The sequence below is a fragment of the Speluncibacter jeojiensis genome, from assembly GCF_029589495.1.
Lineage (GTDB): Bacteria > Actinomycetota > Actinomycetes > Mycobacteriales > Mycobacteriaceae > Speluncibacter > Speluncibacter jeojiensis.
Window position 1 is genome coordinate 246513 of record NZ_JAAIVF010000007.1, and the last position, 18180, is coordinate 264692.

An 18180-nucleotide genomic window follows, 5' to 3' on the forward strand; every position below is an offset into this window, starting at 1 on the left:
GTCACCTCCCGCTCGCTGGGGCGTAGGCGTTCAGCTGGCGCACGATGTCGCGGTTCGCCTTCTGGTGGTCGCCGTTGTGGATGTGCTGGTTCTCGATGTGCACCATCGGGGCCTGCTTCACGTGCACGGGCGATGTGTGCGTGCGAGCCGACTTCGGCTGCTCGACCGTCGGCGTGGGCTGCGATGGCGTGGCGGTCGTCGGCTTCGGTGGCGCGTTGAGCTGAGTCAGGTACGGCTTGCCGAACTTCACCGACATGCCGGCGCCCGCGATCCGACCGAACAGCGAGTTGTTCGGATCGGCGAGCAGCGCGTCGAATCCGGAGTTGCCGATGGACGTCTCCTCGAGCAGGCCGTCCATCAGGGTGCCGCCGAGTTTCTCGCCGAACTGCTCGGGCGTCATCAGGCCCGAGGTCTGGTCCGCGCCAGCGGATGCCGACGATCCGGAGATGGACGCGCCCGGCGCAGTCGGCGTACCGGAGCCCGCGGCCTGCGCCTTCTGCTTGTACTGGGCGGCCTCGTCACGCTTCTTCTGCGCGTTCTCCTGCGCCTTCTTCGCGAGCGTCTGGTACTTCTGCACCGAGGTGACCGCACCGGTCTGCGCCTTCGCAGCCGCGGCCTGCGCCTTGTTCGCGTCGTCGGTGTACCGAGCGGCAGCGTCGAGGTGCTTCTGGCGGACCGCGCCGGTCGTTGTCGCTGCCAGGGCCTGCGCCTTCGCCGCGAGTCCGCGGTCCTTCGCCGCGAGCTGCAGGTGCTTCTGAGCCGCCGCCGCACCCGAGCCGGGCTGCTGCGCTGCCTCGGCGAGATACTTCTGCGCTTCGGCGTCGTACTTCGCGGCCGCGTCGAGCGCCTTCTGGGCGTCCTGTTGGTACTTGTCGACCTTCGACGGGGCGCCGGGGACGATGCCGCCGCCGCTGTACCCGTGGCCGTGGCCCCACGTGCCGAGCAGGTTTCCGCCGTGCTGACTCTTCAGTTCGCGCATGCCGAGACGCAGGTTCGTCAGCGGGTCGTAGATGTTGCCGCCCAACTGTGAGAGCCCGAGACCTCGAGCAGTGCCGGGCGTGACCTGCACGAGGCCGCGCGCCAGGTTGTTCGGCCAGTTGACGTCGTGGACCTGCTGGATGATGTTCGGGTTGCCGCCCGACTCAGTCATGATCTGCGCTTCGGTCGCCTGCACGTACGGCGCGGTCGTCGGGAATCCTTCGGCGGCGAGCGCCTGCACGATGATCGGCGCCCACTGCTGCGCGCCAGCGCCCGACGCCCACTTCTCGCTGCCGCCGCCGGAGCCGCCACCCATCCCGAGCATCGACTTGCCCCAGTTCAAGGCGGCGTCAAGGAACCGCTTCGGCATGCCGGCGACCGTCTGGAACCAGCCGGACGTCTTGTCGCCCGGACCGTTCGGCGTGCCCTTCGCCTTGTCGATGTACTTGTCGAAGAGACGATGGATAGAGCCGATCGGGTCCATCATGAACTTGCCGACGTCGATGGCCGCGTTCACGACGTGCTTCGCGCCGTTCACCACGTCCTTGCCGAGATCCTCGGCGCCCCCGACGATATCGCTGATGAAGCCGCCGCCGGCGAAGTGCGGCGCCGGGCCCGATCCGGGCTTGCGGCCGCCCGAGTAGTAGGAGTTCAGCGCCATGAACCGCTCGGGTCCGATCGCCTGCACGAGTTCCGGCACGGCGATGCCCTCGCCCGGGGACACCTTCGCGTTGACCGTGTCCTGTCCCGGCGCGTAGCCGGGGAAGATGCCGCCGCCCGCGTAGTGCGGGATCTTGTCGGTCGGCACGTCCGGCAGCTTCATCGAGTCGAGACCGAACGCGCCTGCGACGCCGTTCCACAGCTTCTCGATGCCGTCCTTGTACACGTACTCGGCGATGAAGTAGACCGGCGTACCAACGACTTTCGAGAGAATGTCCCAGGCGCCCTTGATGTCCGTCACGGCGTCCTTGAAGCCCTGGCGGATGCCATCCATGACGGTCTTGAAGACATCGCCGAGCGCGTGCCAGGTGGTGGTGAAGGCGTCGTCGATCCACTGTCCGAACGTCTTGAAGCCGTTCCACACGTCGGCGACGATCTGCTTGACGTCGCCGAACTTCGACCACACGTCCTTGACGCCGGTCGTGAGGTCCTGGAACGCCTTGATCGCGATATCCGCGATCACCCCGGCGAGCTGCTTGATCCAGTTCCAGACGTCGGCCACGATGTCGCGGAACGTCTGAGAGTGCTTGTACGCCTCGTAGATCGCGGCGCCGAGAGCGACGATGCCGGCCACAACGAGCACGATCGGGTTTGCATCGCACACGGCGTCGAATGCGGCCTGCGCGATCGTCCACGCCTTCGTGGCGGCCGCGGCGAGCTTCGAGGCGATCTGGAAGTCCTTCACGGCCTGCACGGCGGTCTTAATGCCGTTCCATGCCGAGATGAACCCGGAGATCGCCTGCGTCTTGAGCAGCTTCCCGAGGTCCAGCGCGGCGCCCGCGGCGGTCTTGCCGAAGTCGGCGACGAACCCGCCCGCGGACTTGAGTCCGGATGCGGCTTTCGAGACGCCCGATGCGCCGAGGTCCTTCGCGGCGCCGGCCGCCGACTTGATGCCGCGACCCGCGGCCTTCGCCCCCAACTTCGTGACGTCCCACGCAGAACCGGCCATGTCGCCCGCGATCTGCGCGCCCGAGGCGAGCTTGCCGCCGACAGCCGAGCCAGCGCGGCCGACCGCCGACGCGCCACGTCCGACCGCGCCGCCCACGCGAGACGCCGCGTTGCCGACCTTCGCCTTCCCGGTCCAGTCCCACCAGTCACCCGCCGAAGAGGCGACGTTGCCGATGCCGCGCGCGGCACCCAGGACGCCCTTCGCCGCGTACTGAGCCGGCTTGCCGATGCCGTACTTGAGCGCGCCACCGACGATCCGGCCGCCGAGATGGTCTGCGCCGAACAGGTTCCCGGCACCGTTCAGAATCTTGGTTCCTACACCGATGCCGCCCACGACGCCGCCGCCGACGAGCAGGGACTTGAGTACACCCGTGTGCTGATGAAGCCAGTTCGTCGCGTCCTGCATGGCTGACACGAACTTCGTCATCGGACCGAGACCGAGAGCACCGAACTGGGTGAGCGTGTTCTTGATGGATTGCTTCTCGTTCGCCAGCTTCGATTCGAGGGTGCTGTTCGACTCGTTCGCGCCCATCACAGTGCCGTCCGCGGCCGTTTGCGCATTGTTGACGACGTTCTGGATGCCCTGATAGTCGCCGTAGTTCGAGCCAGTGAGGTTGAGCGCGGTGCGTTCGGCGACAGAGTCCCCACCGAATGCCTTGTACATTGCGCCCATGTACGACTGCGCGCCTGGCTGACCGGCCTTGAGGAGCTGGTTGAAGCCCTGGGACTTGTCGTACATCGACGCCCACTGGGACAGCTGTGCCTGCCCCGTGGCGTTCAGGCCCTGCTTGAGCTTGAACAGCGAGCCGCCGTGCGTCTCGTACTGCTGCGCGAGCGCCTGAGCTTGCGGGCTCATCGCTCCGTACATTTCCTCGGCCGCCTGAGCGTTCTGCGAGGACTGGTTGAACGAGTTCAGCAGGATCTGCCCGTTCGGGCCCTGATGCGCGAGGATCGAACGCGAGATCATCTCGTCAGCGCCAGCGAGGCCGCCGTTCGCGCCCTTGTCCGCAAGCGTCGCCTGCAGTTGCTGGGGCGTGATCCCGTACTGACCGAGCGCCGTGATCATTGCAGGGTTCGGCGCCGAGAGCTTGTTGATCGAGTTCGTCAGGTAGTCCGAGGCAACCTGGCCAGTGAGACCATGCCGCGTCATCTCCGCCCACGCTGCGTTGAGCTGAGACATGGAGACGTGCGCGTTCTGCGCCGAGTTCTCCACCGCACCCATTGAGGCGGCATACTCGCCGAGCGTCGCTTTCGACTGCGAGATGGTCGCGACCTGCTTCGACGCCGAATCGTTGACCTGGTCGATGCTCTTACCGAAATCTGCTGTGGTCGTGGTCAACACATGCGTGACGTCGTTGAGCGGCGCCATCTCGGTGTGAGCCTCTTGCACCGCGCCGGTGAGCATCTTCACGGCGTCCTTGCCGTGATATCCGGCTTGCTCGACCGTGCGCAGGGAATCCTGAATATCGCTGACGCTGTAACCCCATTTGTTCGAGAGGCTGTACACCGCGTCCTGCAGCATGTTGATGTTCTTCGCGGACTCACCAGCGGACGTCTGCAGCAGCGTCATCTTCTGCTGCATCTTCGCGGCCTGGTCGAGTCCGTACGCTCCCGCGGCCACCATGCCGACGCCGAGCGCGGCGCTGGCGTTTGTAGCCGCGGCGCCCACCTTCGCAAGACTGGACGCGTGAGCGTCGTGCGCGGCGGCCGCGCCGCGGCTCGCTTCCGCGAGACCGGCGTGGGCGGCCTGCGAGTCTCGCTGAGCCCGTTCGACAGCGCGCGCCGAGGCCTCCACCTTGCGCTGCTCTGCGTCGACCTTCGCCAGCGCGGTCTGCGCCTGGATCGAGGTTTCGCCCCACTTCTCGACCTGCGCCTGAGCCTTGAGTTGCGATAGGCGCAGGGTGTCAGTGCGGGTCGCGAGGCCGTCCTGCGCCCGGGTCATCGCCTCCATCGAGCGTTCGACCGACGACTGCGCGGTGCGCATCGACGTCTCGATCTGCGCCGCCATACGCTGCGCCGCCGACGACGCGCCCGACCCGAAGTCCTTGCCGACCGAACGCGCCATGTCGTCCGACAGCGACGAGAACTTCGACGTGATGTCCCGGATCACCGAGTCGAGCGCGCCCCCGTCGAGACGGGGGAGGATGTCCATGAAGATTCCGCCATCAGGCATGCACATCACCCCCCATCCCAAGCGAGTCAGTAGTCACATACGACGAATTGCGTTTCGGCGGTTGGTATTTGCCGGTGGCCTGCGCGACCATCGCGTCATGCAGGTCGGTGTGGAACTGCTCCTGCGCGAGTTCTTCCTTCATCGCGGCCGGGGACCTGAGCAGCGTCGGCGCGGGCGACCTGCCATCGCTGTGCACCGAGCCGTAGTCGGCGCGCAGCATGCGTAGGTCGTTGAAGATGGCCGCCATGACGTGCTCGTCCTGCGACCAGTCGCCGTCGCGCATGGCCTTTTTCAACTCCGAGCGGTCCGGCAGGTGCTTGAGGCGGACGAGCACCTGCCGGGCCGACACCTTGCCGCGGTACCAGTCGAGGATGTCGATCTGGGGGTGGTAGTGCGACAGGTCGGATTCGACCTCGGTGGGGAAGTAGCGCAGGAGCTCGATCAGTTGGACGCTTTTGGGTCCATGCCCTCGGTCAGGGTGCGCCACGCCAGCACGACGTGTCCGGACTTGCCGCCGCCGGCCGCGAATGTCGCGTAGTCGTCTTCGCCGAGGATCGCGAGCGCGAGCCTCTTGGAGAAGGCGCCGGCGGGCTTGCCGTCGATCGTGTCGCCCGGAACCTCCACGCTGATGGCGTTGCCGTCCGCGTCGGTAAGTACGTTGCCGTCCTCGTCAGTGGCCTCGACGGTCCTGACGTCGAGGTCCTTCCCGGACTGGACGCGTTCGATCACTTCCTGACGCTCGTCGTCCACGAGCATCGGGTGCGGGATCGTCACCTTTTCGCCGGTCTTGAGGACCAGCGTGATGCCCGGGACACTGCCGAGTGCATCGAGCGCCTGCTCCTCGAAGTCCTCGAGAGCGAGTTCACGCGCGATGACCGGCTTCGCGGTACGGGCCTTCTTCTGCACTGCCATGGTGTTCTCCTTGGCTGGATTCCCTTGGCTGTGGCTGGAACCCGGCGGCGCGCCCAGCCAAGGACAACGCGCCGCCGGGGGTCAGTTACTTCGCGGCGGCCGCGCTCGACACCGCCGACGGCACCGACTGCGAGTCGTTCGCGCCGGTGGCCTGCACCGTGAAGGTGTAGGAGGTGGACGACGTCAGCGCGCCGACCGTGAGGACCACCTGCGAGGAGGTGGCGCTGGTGACGGTGACGTTCGCGGCCGGGACTGCGCCCGCGGTCGGGGTCACGGTGTTCACCTGGTAGGTGAACGGGCCGTTCGCCGAGGTGGGCGGGGTGAACGTCAGGGTGACCGTCCCGGTGGCGGTGCCGGTGGCAGCGGTCGGGTTGCCGGGCACTGTGGTGTTGCCGCCGGAGGCGCGCCATGCCGGGCCCTCGCGGAAGAACCGGACCGCGAAGCCGGAGTACGGGCACACGTACGAGTCGAAGGTCAGACCCGACGCGGTGGTGTTCTTCGCGTCGAACGAGATCTTGTCGGGCTTGACCATGCGGGCCATCGCGTACTCGAAAGCGAAGTACTCGGGCTGGCCGGTGTTGTAGTCCACGCCGATCGCGAGGATCTGCCGGTTCGCCAGCGACGGCCGGGTCGACTTGGTGAGCTGGTAGCCGGCGGCGCCCTGCTCCTGCAGGCTCGACAGGGCGTCCTGGAAGCGCAGCGCGTCCACCAGGGGGGACTGCTCCTTCGGGACGAACGTCATCTCCTCCTGGTCGAGGGTGACGTCGGTGCGCAGCGCCTGGCGCGTCTGCCACGCGTCGTCGTCGACGACGGTGAACTTCGGGGTGAACACGACGCCGGTCGCGTCCAGGTAGCCGGGGTTGTACCAGCCGTCCGTGGTCAGCAGGGTCGGCGACAGGTTGCCGGTGACCGGGTCGAACGGGCTGTATGAGGCGAGCGAGGTTGCGGCGGCGTTCCAGTCGCGCACCAGCACCATGCCGTACTGGGCCTTGAGGTCGCGGGTGGAGTCACCGACGAACAGGTTGTCCCACGTGGCGTATCCGGACATGCTGAATCTCCTTGTCAGAGAGGTTGGGAGTTGATTCGGGACGCGACCTCGTACCTCGCGACGTAGCGCTTGAGGTTCTCGTCCTGCCAGTCCACCCACGCGGGGCCATGGATGGTGATGATCCGGTCGATGTGCACGGTCGGGCCGCCGTCGAGGATCGTGACGGGCGTCTTGGCCGTGAGCTGCTGGATCAGGTTGTGCATTTGGCGCGCCGTCTGGCGGGCCTGGTCTCGGCTGTTGTGGAAGACGTGGACGTCGGCGATGCCGAGGTCGGTCTCCCTGTCATCTCCGCCTGCGACACGCGAGACGAGGATGAACGGCAGTGGCGGCGTGTTCGGCATCTCGACGGACACCTGATTCGGCGCGATCGGCTGCAGGTAGGCGACGAGCAGCTGCTCGGTGTCGATGAACACGTCAGCTCGAGAACCCGTGTGCGCGCATGTAGTCGCGGGTCTTCGCCATCGGCGCCTGCGCCGGCATCTTCGAGGTGCCGTACTCGATCCAGTGCGCCTTGAAGTCGGTCGCCTCGACGCGCACCTTCATGCGGGTCGGGTTGTGCATCATCTTGTGGCGGATCGAGTTTCGGTAGTCGCCCGGATGGTCGACGTATCCCGACTTGAGGGCGTGCTCCTTGTCGCCGACCGGCGCGATCGACTTCCAGTAGTCCTCGGCCTCTTGACCTGCGGCCATGAGCGCGGTCCACAGGGTGGAGTCGTGCTTGAGGAAGTCGGCGATCGCCGCGTGCGGCAGCTGCGCGGATGCGGGCATCAGCCCCTCGCTTTCCTGACCGTGAGGGTCACGTGAGACGGGTTGCCGTTCAGGCCGGTCCAGGGCTGCGGGTCGCCGAAGTCCTCGAACACGACGCCGTTCACCTCGATCGCGTCGGTTGCCTCGAGCTGCGTGATCGCGGGGACCGCGGGCGCGTAGAGGGTCCAGTAGGAGACGGTCAGATCGACGTCCGAGACGGTCTCGGCGGTGCGGGTGGGTTGGAAGCTGCAGCCCGGCACCACGGTCGGGGTCTCGGTCATGGCGGGCTGGCCGACGCTGTTCATCGCGCCGGTCGGGGCCCGCTTGATGACGGTCACTGTGTCGTTGCCGAGGATCATCCGAGGTCCACCACCGCGAAGCGATCGAGGATCGCCGCGTCCAGTGCAGAGAGCTGCACACCGCCCGAGGTGGTGCCGAACCTGCCCATCACCGATCCGACGCGCCGCTCGGTCATCAGCGTCGGGTTCTCGAGGTACTGGCACGCCAGGCGTGCACAGCAGTCGATCAGCGACTGCGGGTACGCGGTCGCGCCGGCGGCCATGAACCCGTGGTCGTAGGTGACCTTCAGCGACCCGGGCGTCGTCGGCCACGACTGCAGCGGAATGTTCGCGGCCGGGACGATCGGCGGCACCAAGTTGGTGGTGTCCCAGATCAGGCCTCGCGCAACGAACGCGAACATCGTGAGTGGCTGCCAATCCCACACGCCGGTGATCGGATCGGCCATGTATGCCTGCACCGATTCGACGTTCAGCACCGGAGCTTCGGGTAGCTGCGCCGTGTGGTCCGGCCGAGGGTCGATCGTGACCACGTCGGACTGCACGTAGTCGAACTGCTGCTGGCAGTACTCCCGAATGAACGACGACGCCCAGGACAGTCCCGCGCCGATCTGCGTCGCCGCGTACGGGTTGGCCGCGCCCAGCAGGTTCTCGACATCGCTGACCTGGGCGATGGTCGTCACTTCGTCTCGACGCCCTCGGTCGGTTCGGGCGCCGAGTGCTTACCCTCGGACGACACGACCTTCGTGGACACCGACATCGTCTCGGCGTCCTCGTCCGCGCGCAGCTTGCCGGTGATGCGCTCGTAGTCGTCGCAGTAGAACGTGGCCATGACGGCCTCCTCTCGTTGGGTGCACACCGGCCCCGCGCGCCGCGGTGGGCAGCGCGGGGCCGGTGTACGAGTGGCGGCTGTCAGCCGTTGGTGATCTGGATGACCTCGAACGCGCCGGGTCGGTAGCAGGCCAGGCCGAGGCGCTCCTCGGCGCGGACCTTGACCAGGCCGTTCTGGAAGTCGGTCGAGTCCGAGTTCGTCATCTGGACGGTGATGCCCTCGCGGCGGAAGATCTGGCACGCCTCGCGGAAGTTGCCGTTCAGGACGATGCCCTGAGGGATCGCCGGGGTGACCACGACCCGCTGGCCCCACAGCGACTGGGACGGGCCCGAGCCGCGCATGTTGCCGTAGTCGGCGCCGAAGAACGAGCCGCCGAAGTACTGCCCGTTGGCGTCCTTGCCGAGCCGGACGATCTGCCAGTCGTACGGGTTCATGATCAGGGCGTCCGGCACGAACCAGGAGTTCAGGTAGATGTCCGTGGTGGACTCCATCAGACCTTCGGCGATCGCCGATGCCGTCGGGTAGACACCGGTCGAGGCTCCCTTGATCTGGCGACCCGGGGTGATCGACGCGACGGTCGCCGCGGTGGTGCCGGAGCCGGGCGTTCCGGGCGCGGGGAACGACACGTTCGTCAGTGCGGTCAGCCCGGTGGTGCCCTGAGTGAACCCGGACTGGAACGAGAGCAGGCCGCCCACGCCCGGCGCGCCCGCACCGGCGAGCAGCTGCACCTCCTCCTGGCGCTGGACGCCGAAGGTGAGCCGGTTCTGCACGAAGCTGAAGAACTGCGGTGCGTCCCGGATCATCTCGTCGGTGACCGTGATCAGGTTGGCGACCTTGCCCACCTGCGCCTCGACGCGGGCGAGCTGGTTGCTCGACGCCGGGAACGTGCCGCCTTCAGCGACGGCCGCGGCGTTGTCGGTCCACGACGCTTCCTTCAGGTAGGAGATGACCGGCGAGTCAGTGCCGCCCGACGGCATCAGGTCGGCGATCGTCAGCGGAAAGAACCGCATGTCGACGATGCCGGGCAGGAAGTTCGGCATGACGGCCTGGCCGGCGGTACCGGGCAGGAACAGCGACCCGGCGGCCAGCGGCGCGGCCGCGGTGGTGCCGTTGAGCGCGTCGCCCATCAGGTTGCCGCCGACCGACGCGTCCTTGGTGCCGATCTCGAACGACTTGCGGAACTCGCCCTTGGCGCCGAGTCCCTTCGCGCCGCCGAGCGCCTCGACGACCGACTTGTAGTCGGGGTGAGCGACGGCCTGCTCGCCGAGGCTGCGGGCCCGGTAGCCCTTCTGCTCGAGGTTGTCCGCGTCGACGACCGCGTCGCCGGAGATGCCGAGCTTGGCGCGCACGTTCGCGGCCATCTCGGAGTTCTTCACGTCGACCTCGTGAGCCTCGAGGTCCTTCTGAATCGCCTCGAGGCGCTCGGACTTCTGGGCACCGGTCAGCTCGGCGTCATTCATGACGGTCTTGACGGCCTCAGCCAGTTCGCGGCCGCGGGTCTTGAGGGCGAGTGCGTCAGGCATCGCCAACCTCCTTCGAGTCAGGCATCGCGTCCGCGATTGCCGTGGTTGCGAGAGCGCGCGCAACGAGTTCGTGCGCACGCGATTCGGGCGCCACGTCATCGGCGGACTTGTCGGCGGCGTCGGCGGCGGTGGTCTTTGACACCACGGCGGCTTCTGCGGCGGGCGCGTCGGCGGACTCGTGCGGCTTGCCGGCGGACTTCCCGCCGGGGGTATGGGGCCCGTCTTCGTCGACGAGCGTGGTGATCAGGCTGACGTCGCGTACTGCGCCGTCGAGCACGGTGACGGTGCCGTCGTCCGTGAACGACCGGGCGAGCGTGTCCCCGCCGATCTCGTAGACGACGGTTCCTGAGCCGACGTCGTCGAGGAACGTCGCGCGGATCCACGGGTAGTTGTTCGGGTACGCGTCGTTGAGTGCGTCGTCGATCCGGGCCTTGAGGTCCTCGACGCTGCCCGAGATGGCCTTCGACACGACGATCAGAGCGGGACGCTTCGTGCCGACCGCTGCGGCGAGGCCGTCCTCGAACGCCTTGTTCGCGCCGTCGTCCTCGCCCGTGTCGGCGTCCGCGTCGGTCGCACACTGCGCGCCGAGGTGTCCGGCCGCGTCGTGGATGGCCTGGATCATCTTCGAGTCGTTCGCGCTGTTGCGGGCGCCGGCCTTCGCGAGAACCTCGGCCGCTGCCTTCGATTCGAGGATCACGGCCTCGCGGTTGGACGGGATCGCGACGACGCCGGCGTTGAGCAGCTCGCGCCGTGGCACGCCGTCCTTCTTCGTGCGGTCGTTCATGAATGCGACCGAGACGGTGGAGATGTGACCCTCGCGGATCAGCGAGCGCACCTCCTGCGCCTTCGGGGTGCTCGCAAAGGTGGCGTCGATCATCAGACGGCCGCCGTCGTCGAAGTACGGGTGCGCGCTGCCGATCGTCCCGGCCACCGACATCTCGTGATCCATGTCGAGGGTGATCCGGTCCGGAAGCGGCTCGACCCACTCGTCGCGAGCGAGCTGGTCGCCGTCCCGGTCCAGCGCCGGAGTGCTCAGGACAGCAGTGAAGCCACCGTGTTCGGCGGCTTCAGCGTCGGTGTCTTCGATTGTGGCCAGTGCCTTTTGGATCAGCTCAGGCATTGCGGGTCCTCTCTATCGCGAGGCGCACGGACGCCAGAATCTCCTCGGCGTCGTCCGGGTGTTTGGCGTAGATGTCGCGGGCCGCGTGCTCGAGCGACTTCCCGCGCGAGACGGCGCCCATCAGCGACCGGTAGTGCTTCGGCATCGGCGCCGACGGCGTGCTCGAGGTGAGCGCCGGCACCGCGGTCGGCGGCTTCCCGGGCTGCGTCGACGGCACGCTCGTTCCGCCGCCGGCGGCCGGGAGTGCCGCGAGCGGATCGACCGCGATGCCGTCCGGGTCGTTCTCGACCGCGCCGGTGAGCCGGATCTGCTCGGTCGGCTTCCCGAGCTCCTGAATCGCAGAGTTGGCGTACAGCTTGTCCGCGATCGGGCCCGCGTCGTTCAGGTCGAACCACGGCCGGGCTTCGGCGGGCTTCATGATCCCGTTCGCAACCAGCGCGATCGCCGTCGTCGCGCGGGTCTCGATGTCGCCGCGCAGAATCTCGCCAACCGCAAACCGCGCGAACTTCTGACCGTTGAACTCGACCCCGAGGTACGCGTCGAGGGTGGACTCGATGAACTCGATCAGCGGGGCCATCGAGTCGCGGTACAGGCTGCGCATCTGCTCGGTGATGTTTGAGAACGTGGCGTGGTCGAGGATCTGCACCACTGGCGGCGGCATGTCGAAGACGCCGCACACTTCCTCGCGGTTGAGTTGTCGGGCCTGCACGAACTCCATGTCGACGGCGTTCATCTGCATCTGGATCGCGCTCATGCCCTCTTCGAGCACCGCGGTGTTCCCGGCGTTGTCCGATCCCGCGTACATGGCGTCCCACGACTCGCGCAGCCGCAGCTTCGCGTCACGACTGAGCTTCTTGTCGGTGCTCAGCACCATGTTCGGGCGGCCGGCGTTGCGCCACATGCTCGACACCGCGGTGCGTGACGAGTCCTCGGCGAGCAGCGTCGACCGCAGCGCCTCGAGGCGAGACAGGCCGCGCTCGAGCTTGTTCGGGTTGAACAGGCGGAACGGGATCACGTCCTGCTCGTCGTACGTCATCAGGCCGTCCCCGGCGCCCGGGCCGAGCTGGAACGTGTACACGTACGCTCCGGTGTCCGGTGCCCGCTTGATCGCGACCCGCGACGGGTGCATCGGGATCAAGCCGACAGGACGGCCGCCGACGCCGCGCGCCTTGACGAGGTACGCCTCACCGAACACGTCGATCATCGCGACCAGCCAGAACCAGAACGTGAACGTGTCGAGGAACTGGCACGGCTTGGACATCAGCTTCGCGTACGGGCCCGACTGGTCGAGCACCTTCCCGTTGGCCGGCGACTCGTCCCACACGTTGATCGACACCCGCGCAACCGAGTTCGCCCGCTTGTCGACGACCGCGCGCACCCACGGCTGCTGCGCGTACAGCTGCCCGTACATCGCGAACCGGCGCTCGAGCTCGAGGCCGACCGCCTCCGGGTAGTAGTAGCCCGTCTGCGTCAGCGGCACCAGCTCGGCCAGGGCCTGCGGTGCGACCGGCACGCTGCGACCGTCAGAGAGCAGCATCAGCGGCCAGCTTCTGCATGTAGGCGACCTGGCCCCGGTCCACGTACAGCTGACCGGGTGCCGGTGAGGCGTTGCCGTTCGGCTCCATCAGCTTCACGTCGGCGAACACGAACGTCGACTCGTCGAACTCGACCAGCACGCCGGCGACCGTCTGGCCGTTGCTCAGGGTCGCGACGAAGCGTTGCCGGACCACCTTGTCCAGAGCGGACTTTTTGCGCAGCATCACCCCTCCAGACGTCGTGTGTCACAGGACGAGCAGCTCGCCGTCCTCGTAGGTGCTGTAGGCGTCGTCACCGCGGGTGATCCACGCGTTGACTGCCATCACCGCGGCCGGGACCGCGTCGATCCGCTTGGCCGCCTTGTTGCGGTTCGGCTTGTCGGGCCGGATCAGGTCCGGGTTGTACGGCGCGATCCGCGCCTCGGCGGCGTCGAAACAGAACCGCGCGACCGGGTTGTCGTGCCACCGGAACTTGCCCTCGGTGACGAGCTCGAGGATTCGGTGCATCCCGTCGCTCATGTGGGTGAAGTCGTTCTGGTACGCGAACACCTCTTGGATGTCTGTGCGGTCCTGCACTTCCTGGATCACCGGGTCCGAAGACCACTTGTCGGCGTCGCCGCCGAGGACTGTGAACCGCAGGGCGTCCGCCTCGATGTCCGCGTACACCTTCTGGAAGTCCAGGACGTCGCCCTCGGTGACCGTGAGCCAGCCGTCCTTGACGAACTTCGTGAACCGGCCCGAATTGCGGGTGTTGAGCTTCTCGAGCGCCGACTCGGGACACCAGAACCGCCAGAGCACGTCGCACTCGTCGCCGCCCGGAAATAGGAAGCACATGGCCGTGAGGTCCTGGCGCGCGGCGAGGTCGAGCCCGAACCAGCACTCGCGGCCCGTGAACGCATCCCGCGCGTCCTGCGCGGTGGGGTACTCGTCGCCCTTGGAGGCGTCCCACAGGTGCATCGGCATCCACCGGACCGCCTGAGATGTCCACTGGTTCAGCCGGAACTGGCGGAACGCGTTCTCCTTGATCGGGTTGTTCTGGGCGTCCTTCGCGGCCGCGCGCAGCTTCTCGAGCGAGAGGAACTGCCCCAGCGCCGGGTTCGCGTGATACCAGTTCTCCTCGTCCCACGGATCCGCGTCGCGCGGCGTGTTGCGCAGGTAGACGAACGTGTGCGGCGAGCGCGACGGATCGTCCTGGATCCGCTGCATCTCGTTGTGCATCTGGCCGGCGAAACCCTCGGTGTCCGAACCGGCTGTGGTGGCCGCGACCATCAGCGGTTGTCGGCGGGCACCGGAGCCCATGCCGGTCTCCATGGCGTCCCACATGCCGCCGTCGTGCCACGCGAGGATCTCGTCGGCGCCGACACCGTGCGGGTTCGAGCCGAGCGCGCCGCCCGCGTCCGCCGCGATGACCTGGTAGAAGCTGTGCGTCCGTTCGTCGACGATCCGCTTCTTGTGGTTGATGACCTTCAGCCGCTTGGACAGGATCGGCGAGAGTCGCACCATCTGGGCGGCCACCTCGAAGACGAGGCCGGCCTGGTCGCGGTTCTTCGCGACGCCGTAGATCTCGGCCGACTCCTCGGCGTCCGCGACGAGCAGGTAGAGCATGATTCCAGCGAGCAGCTCGGACTTGCCGTTCTTGCGGCCCAACTCGATCCAGGCGATCTCGTAGCGCCGCTTGTACGCCTCGAACTCCTCGGACCACACGGTCTGGCCGAACAGCTCGCGCACAATCTCGTCGCGCTGCCAGTCCATGAGCTCGAACCTGGTCCTGGCGTATTGGCCCTTGGTGTGGACCAGGATCTCCTCGAAGAACTTCTGTGCGTGGTCAGCGCGCGGCACGCAGAAGTGCTCGCCGCGCTCGGCGCATTCGATGCCGTCGAGCAGGCGACCGCAGACGGGAGGCTCAGACACGATGCCTCCCGTCCGCCGTGGACCTACTTCGTGGTGCTGCCTGCACCGGAAGCCGAACTGGGCGAAACCTCAGCGGAATCCGCTGGCTTCGCGGCGGAATCGACCTGAACCGCAGCAGAATCCGTCGAGGCGGGGACCGTCTGGGCGGGATCGGCGGCCACCGGCGGCTCGAGGGCGGTCAGCTTCGCCACCGCGGACTGCAGACCGGTGAAGTCCAGGCCGGGCGCCTGCGCCTGCTTCGCGGCGATCTCCGTGCTGATCGCAGCGGCTGCGGCCGCGATCTCAGCGACGTAGGTGTTCAGGGTGTCCTGATCCGACATGAGTCGTCCTAACTGCTCGATGATGAACCCGGCCCAGATCGGCACCGGGGCTTCGTGGAACGTGCGAACGTGGCCGCCGCCGAGGAACTCTTCCCAGGCGCGGACGTCGAAGTGGGCCATGCGTTACAGGGCGACCGAGCCGACCGTCAGCTTGCAGACCGACCCTGCGGCCGGCGCCGACACGGTGACTGCGACGGCGTTGCCCGTCGACCCGGCGAGACCGGACGGCGGCAGGAACACGAACGGCGCGCCGACCGCGAGCGACAGGTCGAGCGTCAGCACCGTTGTCGCGCCGTCGGCGACGGTCAGCGTCACCGGGCCCGAAGCGGCACCCGAGAACGACACTGCGACGAAGTCGATGCACTGCGCCCGGCCGACGGCCGCAGGCACGGTCACAGTGACCGCAGTGGCCGCAGCGGCCGTGGCCGTCTGCGAACCGGTCGGCAGGCCCGCGTTCAGGCCGACGACGCGGCCCTCGTAGTCAATCTCGCCCATCAGGACAGCAGCCTTTCTGCACCGAGCTCACGGGGAGCGTCATCGCCAGCGATTACGAGCCGGGCCCGGTCGGACGGGCTGAGACCGAACTGCGAGCCAAACTTGTCGGCCAGCGCGGCTGCGTTGACCATCTGATTCCAGTAGGGGGACCGAACGTCTTGATTCATCGACCCAGGCACGACGTAGTTCGTGCCCATCGCCTTGCGCACGGCCTCGTAGTCCGCCACTGCGTTGCAGTACATCGCGAATGTGTAGACGTCCCAGGACGTCAAGACTCCCTTGTCGATCAGATCCGGTGCGAGTTTGCGCCAGATCGCACGGGCCTTCGCAGTCATCCCCGGTGGCGGCTTGATCTCGTCCGCGCGCGCCGGTGTCGGCTCGTTGCGGTTAATGCGCGACTCCGGCGCGCCCTCAAGGATCTTGAGGTGGTTCGGTCGCGCTGGAGGTCCGTTCCTCTTTGGCATCGAGCCCTCCTAGCCGATCAGCGCGAGCTGTTCGCCAGCTCCGCGATTGCCCTTGCGAACGTTGCAGACCAGATGCGCGATCTGGACGTTCTCGCGAGTGTGAGTACCGCCGACCGAGATCGGCACAATGTGGTCCAGGGAGGCCGATTTCGGGTCTGGGTGACGTAACGAGTGGTTGATCCGGCCTTGGCAAATTCCGCATTTCCAACCGTCGCGCTCACCGATCTCGAACCTCTCGATGACCTCCGTCGCTCCTCCGCGCATCCGTTTGCGCCGACGAGACTTTCCGGACGCCGAAGAGCAACCCGAAGAGCAGAACCGCGGGGTAATGCCGGGAAGCCTGGGATTGCAGTGGAACTCGGTACCGCACCAGGCGCACGGTCGGTCGTACGGCTGAGGCAGACCCTCTCGGTGCCGTGAGACCTTCCGGTCGATCATCTCGGCCGACTTGCACGCTTCGGCGCAGTACATCCGCTGCCCCTTGGCGCGAAACCCGCTGCCGCAGCGACGACACGTCCGATCGGTCGCCCGGTCAATGTGGACGGGTGGCCGAACTCGCCGATAGCACCGCTCTGAACACACCTTCCGAGGTCTTCCCCGACCGGCCATCGGTGGCATAAGCTGACCGCAGCCTTCGCACCGCTTCTGCTGGCCGCGCTTCATATTTCCGCGAGCCTCACCGCAGTCGGCGCAGAACTTCCGAGGTCGACCAGGACCGGGTTTGACTGGCAGTGAGCAACCGCACCGCCCGCAGATCGCAGCCTCCGGTCGAACGACTTCGGGCACCGTCAACCTCGCCTTCGCGCTATGAAATTGGACCTATGCAACTCTCGAAAAAATCGATTCGGACTCGTGTCGACGCAGGGAACCATGGGAGAACGGCTCCTCGCGCAGCCCTCCAGGGATTGCGACCCCCCGCCCTCCCTGATGGGCCTCGGGCGGCTCCCCTTGGGCTCTCCGATGGCGGCAGGGGCACCATCCAGGGGTCTCGGGTAGGCGTGGCGCTGCGAGGTTCCGCCGTTGCGGCAGAGGACCTCTCAGCGCCGGTTCTGGGGGAGGTTCCGTGAGCCTTCCGTCAGGCCGGTGTGCCGGTTGTGGCAGGTGACGCAGAGCGCGCGGCCGGCGGCCGGGTTGTCGGGGTCGAGTCCGCGGGCGAGCAGGTCCCGTCGGCTGGTCGGGTGGTGGTCTGCGACGGTCGCGACGGCACCGCACAAACGGCACGTCCATCCATCACGTTCGAGGACTGCTGTACGGAATGCTCGGTGTCCGTCGCTGGTGTAGCCGCGCTGTGATGCGTTGCCGCGCTTGTCGTCTGTGCGTCGTCGGTGTTCAGCGAGGTGTCGTGCGCACTTGCCGCCGCTGACGACCGGTCTGCCGCATGTGGTGCACGGTGTGGGCGACTTGCGCATCAGATCAGCGAGCCGATGACGATGGTCGCTGCGAGTGCGAGTGCGCCGCCGATGACGATGCGCGCCACCGATCGTGCGGTGTTGGTGTGCGTCCAGCGGGCGCTGAGCGTGCCGGTGATCGCGAGTGCCAGCATGACCGCGATGTAGGTGACGGTGATGCGTCCAGTTGCGGGTGCGAGCAGTACCGCGATCGTGGGTAGCGCTGCGCCGACTGTGAACGATGCCGCCGACGAGATCGCGGCCTGTGCTGGGTTGACGAGTTCGGTGTCGTGCGCGGCCTGCTCGGCGTCGCGTTGCGCAGCGACGGAAACGTATTCGCCGAGTGCCATTGAGACGGCTCCTGCGACGAGTGCGGCGATCGCTGCGGTGAGGATCGTGTTCCTGTTCGCGGTAGCGGATGCGACGGCCAAAATGACGCCGGCAGTGGAGACGATGCCGTCGTTCGCGCCGAGCACCGCGGCGCGTAGCCAGTTGAGCTTGCTCAGCATCGACGTAGCCGGGTGAGTTGGTGGATCGGGTCGATCCTGGCGGGAATCAGGTTCGCGACGTGCGCGGCGACAAGTGCCACTGCGCAACGCGTCAGGATCGGCCGGCGCACGATGGCACGATCGGCAGCCTCGGAGAGCAGCTGGTCGTCCGGGGCTGCGATCTCGTAGGCGACGATACTCGCGGCGAGGATCAGCCACGCGCGCGCGCCGGTCATCGGTGGCGCACTCCGTAGATGAACGGGCCTGCGATGAGCAGGAAGA

At 67.2% G+C, this 18180-nt stretch carries 20 protein-coding genes; all 20 read right to left on the bottom strand.

What is annotated here, in order from left to right; all coding sequences use genetic code 11:
* Window position 1: 1 nt before the first annotated feature.
* Window positions 2-4819 carry a phage tail tape measure protein gene (locus tag G4X40_RS19925; protein ID WP_277835088.1) on the bottom strand — a complete coding sequence of 1606 codons (4818 nt, stop codon included), beginning with the start codon at window positions 4817-4819 and terminating at the stop codon, window positions 2-4.
* Complete coding sequence (locus tag G4X40_RS19930; RefSeq protein WP_277835089.1) at window positions 4812-5306, bottom strand: hypothetical protein; 495 nt, start codon at window positions 5304-5306, stop codon at window positions 4812-4814. The genes G4X40_RS19925 and G4X40_RS19930 overlap by 8 nt, the downstream gene beginning before the upstream one ends.
* Window positions 5261-5731 (bottom strand): hypothetical protein, encoded by a 471-nt coding sequence (locus G4X40_RS19935; RefSeq protein WP_277835091.1) that lies wholly within the window; start codon window positions 5729-5731, stop codon window positions 5261-5263. The genes G4X40_RS19930 and G4X40_RS19935 overlap by 46 nt, the downstream gene beginning before the upstream one ends.
* Window positions 5732-5816: 85 nt before the next feature.
* Window positions 5817-6779 (bottom strand): fibronectin type III domain-containing protein, encoded by a 963-nt coding sequence (locus G4X40_RS19940; RefSeq protein ID WP_277835092.1) that lies wholly within the window; start codon window positions 6777-6779, stop codon window positions 5817-5819.
* 14 nt (window positions 6780-6793) lie between these two features.
* Window positions 6794-7192: a hypothetical protein gene (locus G4X40_RS19945; protein WP_277835094.1), complete on the bottom strand. Its 399-nt coding sequence runs from the start codon at window positions 7190-7192 to the stop codon at window positions 6794-6796.
* Window position 7193: 1 nt separating this feature from the next.
* A complete protein-coding gene (locus tag G4X40_RS19950; RefSeq protein WP_277835096.1) occupies window positions 7194-7547 on the bottom strand; it encodes an HK97-gp10 family putative phage morphogenesis protein in 354 nt (117 codons plus the stop codon).
* Entirely contained in the window at window positions 7547-7885 is a 339-nt protein-coding gene (locus G4X40_RS19955; protein WP_277835098.1) for a hypothetical protein, read from the bottom strand. Before G4X40_RS19955 ends, G4X40_RS19950 begins: the two co-directional genes overlap by 1 nt.
* Window positions 7882-8505, bottom strand: coding sequence for a hypothetical protein (locus G4X40_RS19960; RefSeq protein WP_277835101.1), 624 nt, complete (start codon window positions 8503-8505; stop codon window positions 7882-7884). Before G4X40_RS19960 ends, G4X40_RS19955 begins: the two co-directional genes overlap by 4 nt.
* Window positions 8502-8654, bottom strand: a complete 153-nt coding sequence (locus G4X40_RS19965) for a hypothetical protein (protein WP_277835103.1) — start codon at window positions 8652-8654, stop codon at window positions 8502-8504. The genes G4X40_RS19960 and G4X40_RS19965 overlap by 4 nt, the downstream gene beginning before the upstream one ends.
* A gap of 80 nt (window positions 8655-8734) precedes the next feature.
* The gene (locus G4X40_RS19970; RefSeq protein ID WP_277835105.1) at window positions 8735-10177 is read right to left on the bottom strand and encodes a phage major capsid protein; all 1443 of its coding nucleotides are present in this window, start codon (window positions 10175-10177) and stop codon (window positions 8735-8737) included.
* Window positions 10170-11297: a hypothetical protein gene (locus G4X40_RS19975; protein ID WP_277835107.1), complete on the bottom strand. Its 1128-nt coding sequence runs from the start codon at window positions 11295-11297 to the stop codon at window positions 10170-10172. Before G4X40_RS19975 ends, G4X40_RS19970 begins: the two co-directional genes overlap by 8 nt.
* Window positions 11290-12834, bottom strand: a complete 1545-nt coding sequence (locus G4X40_RS19980) for a phage portal protein (protein ID WP_277835110.1) — start codon at window positions 12832-12834, stop codon at window positions 11290-11292. The genes G4X40_RS19975 and G4X40_RS19980 overlap by 8 nt, the downstream gene beginning before the upstream one ends.
* Window positions 12821-13057: an LSm family protein gene (locus G4X40_RS19985; RefSeq protein ID WP_277835112.1), complete on the bottom strand. Its 237-nt coding sequence runs from the start codon at window positions 13055-13057 to the stop codon at window positions 12821-12823. Before G4X40_RS19985 ends, G4X40_RS19980 begins: the two co-directional genes overlap by 14 nt.
* A gap of 21 nt (window positions 13058-13078) precedes the next feature.
* Window positions 13079-14743, bottom strand: a complete 1665-nt coding sequence (locus G4X40_RS19990) for a terminase large subunit (RefSeq protein ID WP_277835113.1) — start codon at window positions 14741-14743, stop codon at window positions 13079-13081.
* A 23-nt stretch (window positions 14744-14766) separates the two neighbouring features.
* Complete coding sequence (locus G4X40_RS19995; RefSeq protein WP_277835115.1) at window positions 14767-15183, bottom strand: hypothetical protein; 417 nt, start codon at window positions 15181-15183, stop codon at window positions 14767-14769.
* Between the two features lie 3 nt (window positions 15184-15186).
* A complete protein-coding gene (locus tag G4X40_RS20000; protein WP_277835118.1) occupies window positions 15187-15558 on the bottom strand; it encodes a hypothetical protein in 372 nt (123 codons plus the stop codon).
* Window positions 15558-16022: a phage terminase small subunit P27 family gene (locus G4X40_RS20005; RefSeq protein ID WP_277835120.1), complete on the bottom strand. Its 465-nt coding sequence runs from the start codon at window positions 16020-16022 to the stop codon at window positions 15558-15560. The genes G4X40_RS20000 and G4X40_RS20005 overlap by 1 nt, the downstream gene beginning before the upstream one ends.
* Before the next feature lie 9 nt (window positions 16023-16031).
* Window positions 16032-16685: an HNH endonuclease gene (locus G4X40_RS22985; RefSeq protein ID WP_408642257.1), complete on the bottom strand. Its 654-nt coding sequence runs from the start codon at window positions 16683-16685 to the stop codon at window positions 16032-16034.
* A gap of 745 nt (window positions 16686-17430) precedes the next feature.
* A complete protein-coding gene (locus tag G4X40_RS20010; protein WP_277835122.1) occupies window positions 17431-17919 on the bottom strand; it encodes a VIT1/CCC1 transporter family protein in 489 nt (162 codons plus the stop codon).
* On the bottom strand, window positions 17913-18134 hold the full coding sequence (locus G4X40_RS20015; protein ID WP_277835124.1) for a DUF7427 family protein: 222 nt from the start codon (window positions 18132-18134) through the stop codon (window positions 17913-17915). The genes G4X40_RS20010 and G4X40_RS20015 overlap by 7 nt, the downstream gene beginning before the upstream one ends.
* Between the last annotated feature and the right edge of the window lie 46 nt (window positions 18135-18180).

Excerpts from the sequence above, each read along its gene's own strand:
- G4X40_RS19935 (WP_277835091.1), bottom strand. The coding sequence starts at position 5,731 with ATGGCAGTGCAGAAGAAGGCCCGTACCGCGAAGCCGGTCATCGCGCGT.
- G4X40_RS19970 (WP_277835105.1), bottom strand. The coding sequence starts at position 10,177 with ATGCCTGACGCACTCGCCCTCAAGACCCGCGGCCGCGAACTGGCTGAG.
- G4X40_RS19955 (WP_277835098.1), bottom strand. The coding sequence starts at position 7,885 with ATGATCCTCGGCAACGACACAGTGACCGTCATCAAGCGGGCCCCGACC.
- G4X40_RS20000 (WP_277835118.1), bottom strand. The coding sequence starts at position 15,558 with ATGGGCGAGATTGACTACGAGGGCCGCGTCGTCGGCCTGAACGCGGGC.
- G4X40_RS22985 (WP_408642257.1), bottom strand. The coding sequence starts at position 16,685 with ATGAAGCGCGGCCAGCAGAAGCGGTGCGAAGGCTGCGGTCAGCTTATG.
- G4X40_RS19925 (WP_277835088.1), bottom strand. The coding sequence starts at position 4,819 with ATGCCTGATGGCGGAATCTTCATGGACATCCTCCCCCGTCTCGACGGG.
- G4X40_RS19995 (WP_277835115.1), bottom strand. The coding sequence starts at position 15,183 with ATGGCCCACTTCGACGTCCGCGCCTGGGAAGAGTTCCTCGGCGGCGGC.
- G4X40_RS19965 (WP_277835103.1), bottom strand. The coding sequence starts at position 8,654 with ATGGCCACGTTCTACTGCGACGACTACGAGCGCATCACCGGCAAGCTG.
- G4X40_RS20010 (WP_277835122.1), bottom strand. The coding sequence starts at position 17,919 with ATGCTGAGCAAGCTCAACTGGCTACGCGCCGCGGTGCTCGGCGCGAAC.
- G4X40_RS19980 (WP_277835110.1), bottom strand. The coding sequence starts at position 12,834 with ATGCTGCTCTCTGACGGTCGCAGCGTGCCGGTCGCACCGCAGGCCCTG.
- G4X40_RS20005 (WP_277835120.1), bottom strand. The coding sequence starts at position 16,022 with ATGCCAAAGAGGAACGGACCTCCAGCGCGACCGAACCACCTCAAGATC.
- G4X40_RS20015 (WP_277835124.1), bottom strand. The coding sequence starts at position 18,134 with ATGACCGGCGCGCGCGCGTGGCTGATCCTCGCCGCGAGTATCGTCGCC.
- G4X40_RS19985 (WP_277835112.1), bottom strand. The coding sequence starts at position 13,057 with ATGCTGCGCAAAAAGTCCGCTCTGGACAAGGTGGTCCGGCAACGCTTC.
- G4X40_RS19975 (WP_277835107.1), bottom strand. The coding sequence starts at position 11,297 with ATGCCTGAGCTGATCCAAAAGGCACTGGCCACAATCGAAGACACCGAC.
- G4X40_RS19940 (WP_277835092.1), bottom strand. The coding sequence starts at position 6,779 with ATGTCCGGATACGCCACGTGGGACAACCTGTTCGTCGGTGACTCCACC.
- G4X40_RS19950 (WP_277835096.1), bottom strand. The coding sequence starts at position 7,547 with ATGCCCGCATCCGCGCAGCTGCCGCACGCGGCGATCGCCGACTTCCTC.